The organism is Amycolatopsis sp. NPDC104775, assembly GCF_055583325.1.
This window is the reverse complement of record NZ_JBVJOE010000021.1, coordinates 13,904-26,631: the sequence shown is the minus strand read 5'-3', so window position 1 is coordinate 26,631 and position 12,728 is coordinate 13,904. Positions and strand designations below refer to the sequence as shown.

General features: G+C 68.8%; 14 protein-coding genes. 11 read left to right on the top strand and 3 right to left on the bottom strand.

The window, feature by feature from the left end; translation table 11 throughout:
• The first annotated feature begins 12 nt into the window (after window positions 1–12).
• From ACZ63D_RS42085 to ACZ63D_RS42070, 4 genes are read left to right on the top strand one after another with little or no spacing between them, the layout of a single operon-like run.
• The gene (locus ACZ63D_RS42085; RefSeq protein WP_465359922.1) at window positions 13–1,266 is read left to right on the top strand and encodes an efflux RND transporter periplasmic adaptor subunit; all 1,254 of its coding nucleotides are present in this window, start codon (window positions 13–15) and stop codon (window positions 1,264–1,266) included.
• Window positions 1,263–1,961, top strand: coding sequence for an ABC transporter ATP-binding protein (locus tag ACZ63D_RS42080; protein WP_465359921.1), 699 nt, complete (start codon window positions 1,263–1,265; stop codon window positions 1,959–1,961). Before ACZ63D_RS42085 ends, ACZ63D_RS42080 begins: the two co-directional genes overlap by 4 nt.
• On the top strand, window positions 1,958–3,160 hold the full coding sequence (locus tag ACZ63D_RS42075; RefSeq protein ID WP_465359920.1) for an ABC transporter permease: 1,203 nt from the start codon (window positions 1,958–1,960) through the stop codon (window positions 3,158–3,160). Before ACZ63D_RS42080 ends, ACZ63D_RS42075 begins: the two co-directional genes overlap by 4 nt.
• A 7-nt stretch (window positions 3,161–3,167) precedes the next feature.
• Window positions 3,168–3,698, top strand: a complete 531-nt coding sequence (locus ACZ63D_RS42070) for a hypothetical protein (protein WP_465359919.1) — start codon at window positions 3,168–3,170, stop codon at window positions 3,696–3,698.
• Here the strand turns inward: ACZ63D_RS42070 and ACZ63D_RS42065 are convergent.
• Window positions 3,695–4,207, bottom strand: coding sequence for a TspO/MBR family protein (locus ACZ63D_RS42065; protein ID WP_465359918.1), 513 nt, complete (start codon window positions 4,205–4,207; stop codon window positions 3,695–3,697). The genes ACZ63D_RS42070 and ACZ63D_RS42065 overlap by 4 nt on opposite strands.
• Window positions 4,208–4,310: 103 nt before the next feature.
• Between ACZ63D_RS42065 and hemL the strand changes: the two genes are divergently transcribed.
• From hemL to ACZ63D_RS42030, 7 genes are all read left to right on the top strand, one after another.
• Window positions 4,311–5,615: a glutamate-1-semialdehyde 2,1-aminomutase gene (gene hemL / locus ACZ63D_RS42060; protein WP_465359917.1), complete on the top strand. Its 1,305-nt coding sequence runs from the start codon at window positions 4,311–4,313 to the stop codon at window positions 5,613–5,615.
• The gene (locus tag ACZ63D_RS42055) at window positions 5,612–6,238 is read left to right on the top strand and encodes a histidine phosphatase family protein (protein WP_465359916.1); all 627 of its coding nucleotides are present in this window, start codon (window positions 5,612–5,614) and stop codon (window positions 6,236–6,238) included. The genes hemL and ACZ63D_RS42055 overlap by 4 nt, the downstream gene beginning before the upstream one ends.
• Complete coding sequence (locus ACZ63D_RS42050; protein WP_465359915.1) at window positions 6,235–6,816, top strand: TlpA family protein disulfide reductase; 582 nt, start codon at window positions 6,235–6,237, stop codon at window positions 6,814–6,816. The genes ACZ63D_RS42055 and ACZ63D_RS42050 overlap by 4 nt, the downstream gene beginning before the upstream one ends.
• A 173-nt stretch (window positions 6,817–6,989) precedes the next feature.
• Window positions 6,990–7,763, top strand: a complete 774-nt coding sequence (locus ACZ63D_RS42045) for a cytochrome c biogenesis CcdA family protein (protein ID WP_465359914.1) — start codon at window positions 6,990–6,992, stop codon at window positions 7,761–7,763.
• The gene (resB, locus tag ACZ63D_RS42040) at window positions 7,760–9,364 is read left to right on the top strand and encodes a cytochrome c biogenesis protein ResB (RefSeq protein WP_465359913.1); all 1,605 of its coding nucleotides are present in this window, start codon (window positions 7,760–7,762) and stop codon (window positions 9,362–9,364) included. Before ACZ63D_RS42045 ends, resB begins: the two co-directional genes overlap by 4 nt.
• 3 nt (window positions 9,365–9,367) lie before the next feature.
• Window positions 9,368–10,363, top strand: a complete 996-nt coding sequence (gene ccsB, locus ACZ63D_RS42035) for a c-type cytochrome biogenesis protein CcsB (protein ID WP_465359912.1) — start codon at window positions 9,368–9,370, stop codon at window positions 10,361–10,363.
• An 85-nt stretch (window positions 10,364–10,448) separates the two neighbouring features.
• Complete coding sequence (locus tag ACZ63D_RS42030; RefSeq protein WP_465359911.1) at window positions 10,449–11,744, top strand: MinD/ParA family ATP-binding protein; 1,296 nt, start codon at window positions 10,449–10,451, stop codon at window positions 11,742–11,744.
• 171 nt (window positions 11,745–11,915) lie between these two features.
• On the opposite strand, the gene ACZ63D_RS42025 is transcribed toward ACZ63D_RS42030, so the two are convergent.
• Together ACZ63D_RS42025 and ACZ63D_RS42020 are read right to left on the bottom strand one after the other, a co-directional pair.
• The gene (locus tag ACZ63D_RS42025) at window positions 11,916–12,098 is read right to left on the bottom strand and encodes a hypothetical protein (protein WP_465359910.1); all 183 of its coding nucleotides are present in this window, start codon (window positions 12,096–12,098) and stop codon (window positions 11,916–11,918) included.
• A gap of 193 nt (window positions 12,099–12,291) precedes the next feature.
• Window positions 12,292–12,504, bottom strand: a complete 213-nt coding sequence (locus tag ACZ63D_RS42020) for a BldC family transcriptional regulator (protein ID WP_009072010.1) — start codon at window positions 12,502–12,504, stop codon at window positions 12,292–12,294.
• Between the last annotated feature and the right edge of the window lie 224 nt (window positions 12,505–12,728).

Sequence of the window (12,728 nt, the reverse complement as noted above, 5' to 3'; positions counted from 1 at the left end):
AGTCTTGCGCCCATGACGCGGCTGCGCACACGAACCTGGGTGGTCAACGGAGTCCTTGTCGTGCTGCTCGGCGGCGCGGCTTTCGGGATTTACCAGGCATTTTCGCCGGCTAGCTCCACGGCGCAGGCGCAGACCCGGACGACTCCGGTCCGGCGCGCGAACGTCTCGCAGACCATTTCGGCGGCGGGCACGATCGCGAGCACGTACTCCGGCGTCGCGAACTTCACCACGTCCGGCAAGGTCACGAGCATCGACGTGAAGGTCGGCGACGTCGTGAGCGCCGGGCAGAAGCTCGCCACGATCGACTCTTCCCAGGCGAGCAAACAACTTCAGGTCGCCAAGGCCAACCTCGCGGTCGCCGAGGACAACCTCACGACGGCCGAGGACAACCCGCCCGCGAACCAGACCGCGACCCAGGCGCAGAGCAGCACCGCGTCGTTGCAGGCCAAGGTGGACCAAGCGCAGCTGGACGTCGACAACGCGCAAGCGGCCCTCGCCGCGACGACGTTGACCGCGCCGGGCGCTGGAACGGTCACCGCAATCAACGGGACGGTCGGGCAGCAAACGGGCAGTGGCTCCAATTCCAGCGCCAGTTCCGCGGGTGCCGCTAATTCCGGTTCCGGCGGACAATCCGGTCAGCAATCGTCCTCAGGCAACAGCGGCGGTAGCAGCAGTAGCAGTAGTGGCTTCATCGACATCACCGATATGGGCAATCTCGTCGTCAACACCTCGGTGGCGGAAATTGACGTAAGCAAGGTGAAAACCGGTCAGAAAGCCACAGTCACGCTGAACGCGACGCCGGATCAGCCGTTGCAGGCGACCGTTTCCAGCATTGACCTCACGCCGACCACGAGCAGCAATGTCGTCAGTTACGGCGCGAAGCTGGCGTTGACGAATCCGCCGTCGGGGTTGCGGCCCGGACAGTCGGCGAGCGTCGTGATCACGGTCGCGGAAGCCGATGGCGTGCTGAGCGTTCCGGCCGCGGCGGTACGGACCAGCGGGACGACGAACGTGGTCACGGTGGAGCAGAACGGGCAGCCGGTCTCGCGGCAGGTCGAGGTCGGAGTGCGCGGAGAGTCCACTGTGGAGATCAAGTCTGGGCTCAACGAAGGTGACAGCGTGGTGCTCACCGCCGCGTCGCCGACGACGTCGAGCGGCTCCAATGGCCAGCAGCGCACGGGCGGCACTGGCGGTCTCGGCGGGTTCGGCGGTCAGCAGGGCGGGTTCGGCGGCGGACGCCAAGGCGGCGTCGGGGGCCGGGGATGAAGCCGGTGATCGCGGTCTCCGGACTGCGCAAGACTTACGGCAGCGGGGAAACCGCGGTGCACGCGCTGCGCGGGGTCGATCTGCAGGTGTGGCCGGGCGAGTACGTGGCGATCATGGGCGCGTCCGGGTCCGGGAAGTCGACGCTGCTGAACATGCTCGGCTGTCTCGACACGCCTACCTCGGGCCGGTATCTGCTGGACGGGTTCTCGGTCGCCGATCTCAACGAACGCCAGCTTGCCTTGCTGCGCAACCGAAAGATCGGCTTCATCTTCCAGTCCTTCAATCTGGTCCCGCGCACCAGTGCTCTGTCCAATGTGGAATTGCCGATGGTCTACAGCGGACTCAAGCGGAGCGAGCGACGACGCCGGGCGCTCGCCGCGCTGGACATGGTCGGGTTGACTGATCGGGCCAAGCATCTGCCGAACGAACTGTCCGGCGGACAGCAGCAGCGCGTCGCGGTGGCGCGGGCACTCGTCGGCGGACCGGCGTTGCTGCTCGCCGACGAACCGACCGGAAACCTCGATCACGCAAGCACCGTCGACGTTCTAGGCGTCTTCGACCGGCTCAACGCGCTCGGCCGCACGGTCGTGGTGATCACCCACGAGGACGAGGTGGCGCACCACGCGCATCGCGTCGTGCGGGTCAGCGACGGGCGGATCGTGTCGGACGAGGTCCGCGCCGGGGTGGTCGCGTGAACTTCGTCGAGATCATGCGGTTCGCGGTGCGCGGACTCGCCTCGAACAAACTGCGTTCAGTGCTCACCACGCTCGGCATCACTATCGGCGTCGCGTCGGTGATCTTGTTGGTAGCAGTGGGAAACGGTGCTTCGGCGGCGATCACCGCGAGCATCCAGGGCCTCGGCACCGACGTGGTCAACGTGTCGCCGATCCGCGGCGGCGGGCAGAGCAGCCAGGTCCGGCCGCTCACCGTGCAGGACGCGCACGCGCTGGCCGACCCGGTGGGCGCGCCGGACGTCAAAGCGGCGGCTCCGGTGGTGAACACCAGCGCGACCGCGACGTACGGGCAGACTTCCTACGACGTGTCGAGTGTCGTCGGCACCGAACCCAGCTACTTCACCACCACGAACCGGCAGATCGCCGACGGTCAGCTGTTCAGCGCCGAGGACGTGACGCAGGCACGCAAGGTCGTGGTGCTCGGGCCGACGACGGCGCAGTCGATCTTCGGCGAGAGCGAACCGGTCGGGAAGAACGTGCTGATCAACAGCATCCAGTTCACCGTGATCGGCGTGCTGCAGACGAAGGGCAGCACCGGGCTGCAGAACGCCGACGACGTCGCGATCGCCCCGATCAGCGCGGTGCAGAACTCGCTCGCCGGCTACGGCGGGCTGAACCAGATCGCCGTGCAGGCGACGAACGCCGACGCGATCGGGCTGGCCCAGGCCGAGGTCACCGCGATCCTCGACGCCCGGCACGGGATCCGGGCCTCGGCCACTCCGGACTTCCAGATCCAGAACTCCGCGCAGCTGCTGCAGACCCGCACGTCGGCGATCCAGACGTTCACCGTGCTGCTCGGCGCGGTCGCGGCGATCTCGCTGCTGGTCGGCGGGATCGGCGTCACGAACATCATGCTGGTGACGGTCACCGAGCGGATCCGTGAGATCGGCATCCGCAAGGCGATCGGCGCGCCGCGCTCGGCGATCCTCGGCCAGTTCCTCGCCGAGGCGACCATGCTGAGCCTCTTCGGCGGACTGCTCGGCGTGCTGATCGGCGTGGTCGGCAGCCGGTTCAGCATCGCGGGCATCCAGCCGGTGGTGGTGCCGTCGTCGATCGCGCTCGCGTTCGCGGTTTCCGCACTGATCGGGCTTTTCTTCGGCAGTTTCCCGGCGAACCGGGCTTCGCGGCTGCGGCCGATCGACGCCCTCCGGCACGAGTAGGAGCGTCATGTCCGCGTCGACCACCCAGCCCATCCCGACCCCGCCGGAGGAACCCGCCGCGCGGCGTCCGGAAGACCTGATCGCCGAGCCCGCGGTTCAGGGCGATCTCAGCGCTGAGTTGAATCAGGTCGCGCGGCCGTTCGGCAAGCCGACGCTCGTGCTCGCGGGATTGCTGGTGCTGGCGCTCGCCTTCGCTGGCGGCGCGTGGACGCACGCGGCGTTCGGCCCGTCGAGCAGTACTTCCAACGCCCGCTCGGCTCCGTCGGATGGCCAGCAGGGGGCGGGCTTCGGCGGACGCGCGGGAGGCGGGCGCGGCACGATCGGCACGGTGGAGAAGGTCGACGGCAGCACGGTGACGCTCAAGACCGTGCAGGGCAGCGAAGTGAAGGTGTCCACTTCGGACAGTACGACGGTCGGGGTGACCCAGCCGGGCAAGCTCAGCGACCTCAAACCGGGACAGACGGTGACCGTCCAGGGCCGCACCGGATCGGACGGTTCGGTGAGCGCGCAGGCGATCGTCGCGCAGCCGGGCCGTTAAGGGACGTCGTTGAGCGCGATGATCGCGACGTTCAGCGCGGTCGTGTAGAGCAGCCACCCCAGATACGGCACGAGCAGCAGCGCGGCGATGCGGGATCGGCGGTAGAAGAGCGCGATCGTCACGATCACGGTGAAATCGAGCAGCACGATGTCCACGCAGGCGACCTGGGTGGAACCGCCCGCGAAGAACAGCGAGATCCACATCAGGTTGAACAGCAGCCCGATGCCGTACGCGGCGAAGCCCTGATTCTCGCCGTCGGTGCGCCAATAACTCCAGCCGGCGACGGCGAGCACGACGTACAGGACTGTCCACACCGGACTGAACAGGGACGAGGGCGGGGCCCATCCGGGCAGCACGTACCGGCTGTAGGAGTCCGGCGCGGACGTCGCGGCCAGCGCGCCGACCAGCGCGATGACGCCGACCAGCCCGAAGAACACCGCGAGCATCAGCCACGGATTCCGGCGATGTGTGGGCGCCGTCACGTTTCCTCCATGGCTCGCCCCGTCCATGCGCGCCCATCTTAGGAGCGGTCGGGCCGCTGTGCCCGGTGGCAAACGGGTGGCAGCTCGGGCGCCGCCGACACCCGGATGGAGGATTTGCGAGACTGGGGCGGTGAGCACTGGCACCGAGCAGTCCAAAGCATGGTTCGCACGCGCCAAGGCGGCCGTTCCGGGCGGGGTGAACTCGCCGGTGCGCGCCTTCAACTCGGTCGGCGGCACGCCGCGGTTCATGGTCCGCGGCGAGGGCCCGTATCTGTGGGACGCCGACGGCAACCGCTACGTCGACCTCGTCTCCTCGTGGGGTCCGATGATCCTCGGGCACGCGCACCCGAAGGTGGTGGCCGCCGCTCGCGCCGCCGCGGAGCACGGGCTTTCCTTCGGCACGCCGACGATCGGCGAGGTCGAACTGGCCGAGGAGATCATCGGCCGGGTCGGCCCGGTCGAGCAGGTCCGGCTCGTCAACTCCGGCACCGAGGCCACGATGAGCGCCATCCGGCTGGCTCGCGGTTTCACCGGCCGGTCCAAGATCGTGAAGTTCGCCGGCTGCTACCACGGCCACGTCGACGCGCTGCTCGCCGAAGCCGGTTCCGGCGTCGCGACGCTGGGCCTGCCGACTTCGCCGGGCGTCACCGGCGCGCAGGCCGCGGACACGATTGTCTTGCCGTACAACGATCTTGACGCGCTCCGGAAGTCCTTCGCGGAGAACGAGGGGCAGATCGCCGCGGTGATCACCGAAGCGGCCGCGGGCAACATGGGCGCGGTGCCGCCGGATCCCGGCTTCAACGCCGCACTGCGTGACCTCGCGCACGAAAACGGCGCGCTGCTGATCATGGACGAGGTGATGACCGGCTTCCGCGTCTCGCGGGCTGGCTGGTTCGGCCTCGAAGGCGTGGCCGGCGATCTCTACACCTTCGGCAAGGTGATGTCCGGCGGGCTGCCCGCCGCGGCGTTCGGCGGTCGTGCGGACATCATGGCGAAGCTCGCGCCCGGCGGCCCCGTCTATCAGGCGGGCACGCTGTCCGGAAACCCGGTCGCGGTCGCCGCTGGCCTTACTGCGCTGCGCGAAGCTGACGACGCTGTGTACGCGAAGCTCGATGCCAACGCGAAGCGTCTCGGCGGGCTTTTCGACAAGGCGCTCACCGAAGCGGGCGTCACGCACACTGTGCAGTTCGCGGGCAACCTGGTGAGCGTCTTCTTCACCGACAAGCCCGTACGCAACTACGCGGACGCGCAGGCCACCGAGACGTGGCGCTTCCCGGCCTTCTTCCACGCCCTGCTCGAAGCGGGCGTGTATCCGCCGCCGAGTGCGTACGAGGCGTGGTTCGTGAACGCCGCGATGGACGAGGAAGCCTTCGGCGTCATCGAAGCCGCGTTGCCGGCAGCGGCGCGCGCGGCGGCTGAGGCGGTTCGCCCATGACCACCGTCGTGCACATGCTGCGGCACGGTGAAGTCCACAACCCGGAAAAGGTTCTTTACGGGCGGCTGCCGAACTACCGGCTGTCGGAGCGCGGGCAGCGTCAGGCGCTCACTGTCGCGGAGTCGCTGGCTGGGCATGACCTCGCGTACGTCGTCGCTTCGCCGCTTCAGCGTGCGCAGGAGACTGCCGCTCCCATCGCGGGCGCGCACCGACTCGACATCGCCACTGACGAAGGTCTCATCGAAGCGGCGAACGTCTTCGAGGGCCAGCGCGTGGCAGTGGGCGACGGCGCGCTGCGGCAGCCGAAAGCGTGGCCGCACCTGGTGAATCCGTTCAAGCCGTCGTGGGGAGAGCCGTACGTCGAAATCGCGCACCGCATGCTCGGCGCGGTCCACCGTGCTCGCGTAAAGGCCGAGGGACGCGAAGCGCTGTGCGTGTCGCATCAGCTGCCGATCTGGACGCTTCGCCGCTTCTTGGAGGGGAAGCGGTTGTGGCACGACCCGCGCCAGCGGCAGTGTTCGCTGGCGTCGCTCACCAGCCTGGTGTTCGACGGCGAACAACTGCTGGAGATCGTCTACAGCGAGCCCGCGGGCGCAACCGATCCCAAGGTGACCGGCGCATGAAACGGCGGCTGCTCGGGGTGCTGCTGGCCGCCGCACTGGTCGTGACGGGTTGCTCGACCGGCAAGGACGCGGTCGTCTCGGGCGGCACCTTCACCTTCGTCTCGCCCGGCGGCAAAGTCGACATCACCTACCCGGTGAACGAACGCCAGAAGGCCCCGGCGCTGGCCGGTGACGATCTGATGCACGAGGGCAAACAGCTCTCGATCGAGGACTTCCCCGGCAAGGCGCTGGTGATCAACCTGTGGGGCCAGTGGTGCGGCCCGTGCCGTGCCGAGGCGCCGGAGCTGGAGAACGCGAGCAAGCAGATCGCCCCGCTCGGCGCCCAGGTGATCGGCCTCGACGTGCGCGACCCGGCGCGCGACGTGGCACAGGACTTCGTGCGCGACCGCGGCCTGACGTACCCGTCGATCTGGGACCCGTCCGGCCGCGTGCTGCTGCAGCTGGCCGGATATCCGCGCAACATCATCCCGTCGACGCTGGTGCTCGACAAACAGCACCGCGTGGCGGCGGTGTTCCTGCGGCAGGTGCTGGCCTCGGACCTGGTCCCGGTGGTGCAGCGGCTCAGCGCGGAGAAGTAGCCTCCGCCACGCCGCTGACGGAATCAGATTCCTTGAGGGTTCCCCTCACGAGCTCCCGTTGTGCGGCACCCAGCCCAGCGGCCCGGGACGAAGGTCCCGGCCCCGCTGTGGCGTAGGTCCTGTGAGCAGGCCCCGCCCGCCTCACGTCCAGCTCACTGCCTACTCTCAAGTGCGTGAACTCCGTGTCCGAGCTGGCGCTCTCCGGGCCGCTGCTGCTCGCCGCGGGTGTCGCGCTGGTGGCCGGGGCCATCTCGTTCGCGTCGCCGTGCGTGGTGCCGCTCGTGCCCGGGTACCTCGCCTACCTCGCGGCTCTCGTCGGCGCAGACGCCCCGGCGGTGCGCGACGGCGAGGAACGCAAGAAGGGCCGCTACGCCGTTCTCGGCGCGGCCGGGCTGTTCGTGCTCGGGTTCACCGTGGTGTTCGTCGCGACCATGGGCACGCTGGTCTGGCTCGCGAACACCTTGCTGGTCAACCAGGATCTGCTGCAGCGCATCGGCGGCATCCTCACCATCCTGATGGCTCTGGTCTTCCTCGGCTGGATTCCCGGCCTGCAGCGCGAGTTCCGCTCGCACCGCGTGCCCGGCGGCGGGCTGTGGGGCGCGCCGGTGCTCGGCGCGGTGTTCGGGCTTGGCTGGACGCCGTGCATCGGGCCGACGCTCTCGGCCGTCACCAGCCTCGCCAGCGCCACCGGCGGGGCCGCGGTCCGCGGGTACGTGCTGGTGCTCGTTTACTGCCTCGGCCTTGGCGTCCCGTTCCTGCTGCTCGCGCTCGGCGCCCGCTGGGCCGTGCGCGCCACCGACTGGCTCCGCCGCAACGGCCGGCGCGTGCAGATCTTCGGCGGGGCGTTGCTGATGGTGGTCGGCATCCTGCTGGTCACCGGGCTGTGGGGGGACGTCATGGGCTGGCTTCGCAACTCCGTCGCCTCCGATCTCGAGCTGCCACTGTGACCACTACCGAAGCGCCCCCGAAGAACCCGCGGCCGTACCGGCCGTCCGCGGCGAAGCAGTTTTTGGCTTTCCTGCGCAACACCTGGCGCGGCCTGACGTCCATGCGCACCGCGCTGGTGCTGCTGTTCCTGCTGGCGCTCGCCGCGCTGCCTGGCGCGCTGCTGCCGCAGCGGCGGCTGAACGCGCCGAAGGTCGACGAGTACATCAGCGCGCACGGCTGGTGGGGTTCGCTGCTCGACAAGCTGGAGTTCTACGACGTCTACTCCAGCGTCTGGTTTTCCGCGATCTACATCCTGCTGATGATCTCGCTGATCGGCTGCCTCACGCCGCGCAGTTTCGAGTACATCAAGCAGATGCGGGCGAAGCCGGTGCTGACGCCGCGCAATCTCGCGCGCATGCCGCACCACCGGATCGCGCGCACCGCGCGCACGCCGGAGACGATTCGCGAGGACGTGCGCAAACAGCTGTCCGGCTGGCGGCGCGTCGAGCGCGAGGAGGACGGCGGCGGGTTCAGTGTCTCGGCCGAACGCGGCTACCTGCGCGAGACCGGCAACCTGCTCTTCCACTTCGGCATGCTCGGCCTGATCATTTTCTTCGCCCTCGGCAAGCTCTACAGCTACGAGGGCCAGGTCATCGTGCAGGCCAACGGCGGCCAGTTCTGCAATTCGGGCATCTACAACTACGACTCGTTCGAGGCCGGGCTGCGCGTCGACGGCACCGATCTCGACCCGTTCTGCGTGAAGGTCAACGACTTCACCGCCCGCTACACCGCCACCAACCAGGCCGACTACTACCACTCGCACATCGAGTACCAGTCCGGCGAAGACCTGCAGACCGGCGCCTGGAAGCCCTACGACCTCGAGGTCAACGAGCCGCTGCGGACCGTCGGCGACCGGGTTTACCTGCTGGGCAACGGTTATTCGCCGCAGTTCACGGTGACCTTCCCGAACGGCGAGAAGCGCACCCAGAACACCCAGTGGATGTACAGCAACCCGGCGACGATGCTGTCCGAGGGCGCGACCAAGTTCGACCAGCCCGGCATCACCGACGAGGTCCAGCGGCGCACCAAGCAGCTCGCGATCACCGGCCTGTTCGCGCCGTCGTCGTTCATCCACGGCGGCGTGCTCACCTCGACCGCGCCGCAGCTGAACAACCCGATGGTCGCGGTCGACGTGCTGCGCGGCGACCTCGGTCTCGACGCGGGCCGCGGCCAGTCGGTGTTCTCGGTCGACCAGTCCCGCGTCCAGGACGGCCGGCTCAAGCGGGTCGCCCGCAAGAACCTCGCGGTCGGCCAGGAGCTGACGCTCGACGACGGCACGAAGGTCCGTTTCGACGGCGTCAACAAATGGGTCAACCTGCAGATCTCGCACGATCCGACGCAGGGCTACGTGCTCGGCTTCGCGATCGTGATGTTCGCCGGACTCGGCGCGTCGTTGCTGGTCAAGCGGCGTCGCGTGTGGGTGCGGGTGCGGCCGGGCAAGGACGGGAGCGCGAGTACCGTGATCGAGGTCGCGGGGCTCGCGCGCACGGATCAAGCCGGATACGGCGAGGAATTCCAGCGGATCAGCGAACGGCTGGTCACGGGCCGGAAGGGCAGCTGAGGCATGGAAATCAACGAGACTCTCTCGCAGTACAGCGACCTGCTGTACACGACGACAGTGGCGATTTACGTGCTGGCGCTGCTGTTCACGCTCTTCGAGCAGGCGTTCGGGGCCAAGGGCCGTCTCGCCGCCGAGCGCAGCCGCCAGCGCGTGCTGGTCGGCGCGGGCGGACCGGACTCCGACGATTCCTCCGCGATCGAGGACGGCGATGCTCCGGCCGAGCCGGAGGCCCCGCGCGCGGTCGGCCGTGCCGAGCGGATCGGCCGGATGGGCGCGGCGCTGCTCGTGCTGGGCGCGCTGCTGCAGCTGTCCGCGATCGTGCTGCGCGGACTCGCGGTGCACCGCGCGCCGTGGGGCAACATGTACGAGTACGGCATGGCGGTCACCTTCATCACCGTCGTCGCCTGGCTCGTGGTGATCAAGAAGTTCCCGGTCCGCCACCTCACCGGCTTCCTGCTGCTGCCGGTCGTGATCCTGATGTTCATCAACGGCACGATGCTGTACACGGTGGCCGCGCCGGTCGTGCCCGCACTGCAGTCGTACTGGCTCGTGATCCACGTGTCCGCCGCGATCATCGGCTCCGGCGTGTTCCTGGTGCCGGGCGTGGCGAGCGTGCTCTACCTCTTCCGCACCGCGCACGATCGCGACCCGGCCAAGTTCGCCGGATTCGGCCCGAAGCTGCCCGCCGCCGACGTCCTCGACCGGATCGCCTACCGCGCCACGATCGTGGCGTTCCCGATCTTCACTTTCGGCGTGCTGTGCGGCGCGGTGTGGGCCGAGGCGGCGTGGGGCCGGTTCTGGGGCTGGGACCCGAAGGAGACCGTCGCGTTCATCGCGTGGGTCGTTTACGCGGCATACCTGCACTCCCGCGCCACCGCGGGCTGGCGAGGGACCCGCGCCGCAGTGATCAACATCGTCGGATTCTCGGTGACGATCTTCAACCTGTTCTTCGTCAACCTGGTGACCGCCGGACTGCATTCCTACGCCGGAGTGAGCTGAGCCGGGGGTCCACCACCCGGACTGGGCCTCGGGCGACTACCGTCGTCGCCAGGGGCCCTTCGACGTACCCGGGAGGTTGGCAACGGTGACCGGACCCAGTGAAGAGACTGCCGGGGAACAGCAGTCCGAACAGGCCCAGGAACCGGCTGCCCTGTTCTCCGAAGAACGCACCGACTCGACGCCGCACCCCGGCACCGGGCCGTACGACGCGCAGCCGACGCAGGTCGTCGACCCGCCGCCGCAGGGGGCGTATCAGCCGCTGCCGCAGCCGGGCGGCTACCAGGCGCGCTACGACCAGAATCTGCCGCCGCTGCAGCCTCCGGCGCAGCAGCATCAGCCGCAGCACGCCGCGCCGCCGGGGTACCAGCAGCCCACCGCTCCGGCTGGCACGCCGGTTCCCGCACCGGGTGCGGTTCCCGTGCCGGGCGCTCCCGCCCGGGGACTGCCGCAGCCCGCGTCCGGCGCGGACGAGCTGGCCACCGCGCACCTGGTGAAACAGCAGAAGCGGACACCCCAGTCCGGCTGGCGCAAGGCGGTCTACCTGGGCAGCGGCAAGCTGATCAACCCGGGGGAGAGCCCCGCGGACACGCGCCGGCGCGAGCTGATCGCGCGCGTCAACCAGCCGTTGCGCGGGTGCTACAAGATCGCGATGCTGAGCCTCAAGGGCGGCGTCGGCAAGACCACGACCACGACCACGCTCGGCGCGACCTTCGCGTCCCTGCGCGGTGACCGCGTGGTGGCGGTGGACGCGAACCCGGACCGCGGGACGCTGTCGCAGAAGATCGCCATCGAGACCACCGCGACCGTGCGGCACCTGCTGCGCGACGCGGACAAGATCACGCGCTACAGCGACGTCCGGTCCTACACGTCGCAGGGGTCGAGCCGGCTGGAAATCCTGGCCAGCGAACAGGATCCGGCGGTGTCGGAGGCATTCTCCGAGAACGACTACCGGCGCACGGTGAACCTGCTGGAGCACTTCTACAACATCGTGCTCACCGACTGCGGCACCGGTTTGATGCACTCGGCGATGAAGGGCGTCCTCGACGTCGCCGATTCGCTCGTGGTGGTGTCCTCGGGCTCGGTGGACGGGGCGCGCAGTGCGTCCGCGACGCTGGACTGGCTGGAGGCACACGGCTACGGCGACCTGGTGAAACGCTCGGTCGTGGTGATCAACTCGGTGCGCCCGAAGGGCAGCTCGGTCGACTTGGACAAGCTGGCCGCGCACTTCGGCGCGAAGGTGCGCTCGGTGTGCCGGATCCCGTTCGACGCGCACCTGGAAGAGGGCGCGGAGATCGAGCTGGAGCGGCTCAGCGGAGACACGCGGCTCGCGCTGCTGGAACTGGCAGCAACCGTGGCGGATGGGTTCAGCGGCAGGGTCTAATTGCCCCGGCCGGGTTTGATTGCCCGCTCAGGCTCCGCAACCAAGACCCGAGATCGCGCTGGTTTCTGGACTGAGCGATTTCGGCGGCCCCCCCCGGGCCGACGAAATCGGGAGGGAAGAAACCAGCTTCCCGGCGATCTCGGCGCCCCGGCGGAGCCGGGGCAATCAGACTCAAGATTCAGTTTCGTCTCGGCGGTTGCGTTGCTGCTCGGAGAGCTTGCGCAGGAATTCGGGGTCGTCGTCGGGGGCGACGGCCGGGCGGCGCTGCGGGACGCTGATCCGCTGTACGCCTAATGCCCGCCACAACAGAACGGCGATGGTGATCGCGCCCACCGCCGCGAGCAAAGGAATCATGCCCGGGGTCCTTCCCGTCGTGCTGGCCCCCCAGATTAGCTGTAATCCCGCTGGATCGGGGGAAGCGGGCACCCGGCCGCCGAACCCGAGGCTGTTCAGGGTCCCGGAACGCGGCGAAGGGTCGGGACCGGCAAGCGATGCGGGAAGCACCCCTTGCCACTCACGACCCTTCGGCGTGTGCGAAACCCGCGGTTCAGATCTTGCGGGTCGGCTCGCTGGCGTCCGTGGTGAGTTCGGCCAGAAGGTCGTTCACCTCGGACTCGCGGAACCGGCGGTGTCCGCCCGGCGTCCGGATCGAGCCGATGCGACCCGCGGTGGCCCAGCGGGTCACGGTCTTCGGGTCCACCCGGAACAGAGCGGCCACCTCACCCGGGGTGAGCAACCGTCCGCCCATGGTTGCGGTCATTTTCCGCCTCCTTAACGCCCAACTTGCTATACCGGGGGCATCGGGCGATTTCGCCCGTCGCGCCCGGGTGGCCAACGCGGCAATCGTGGCACTTCACCCGTCGGGTACTCGAACGGTTGTCCTTGGGTAAAGAGCCCTTAAAGTGCAAAAGGGACATAACTCAGCAGATTCTCAGGATCGCTCAGAGCCTGTTCGCGCCCCGCTGACCAGGCATTTTCCGACAA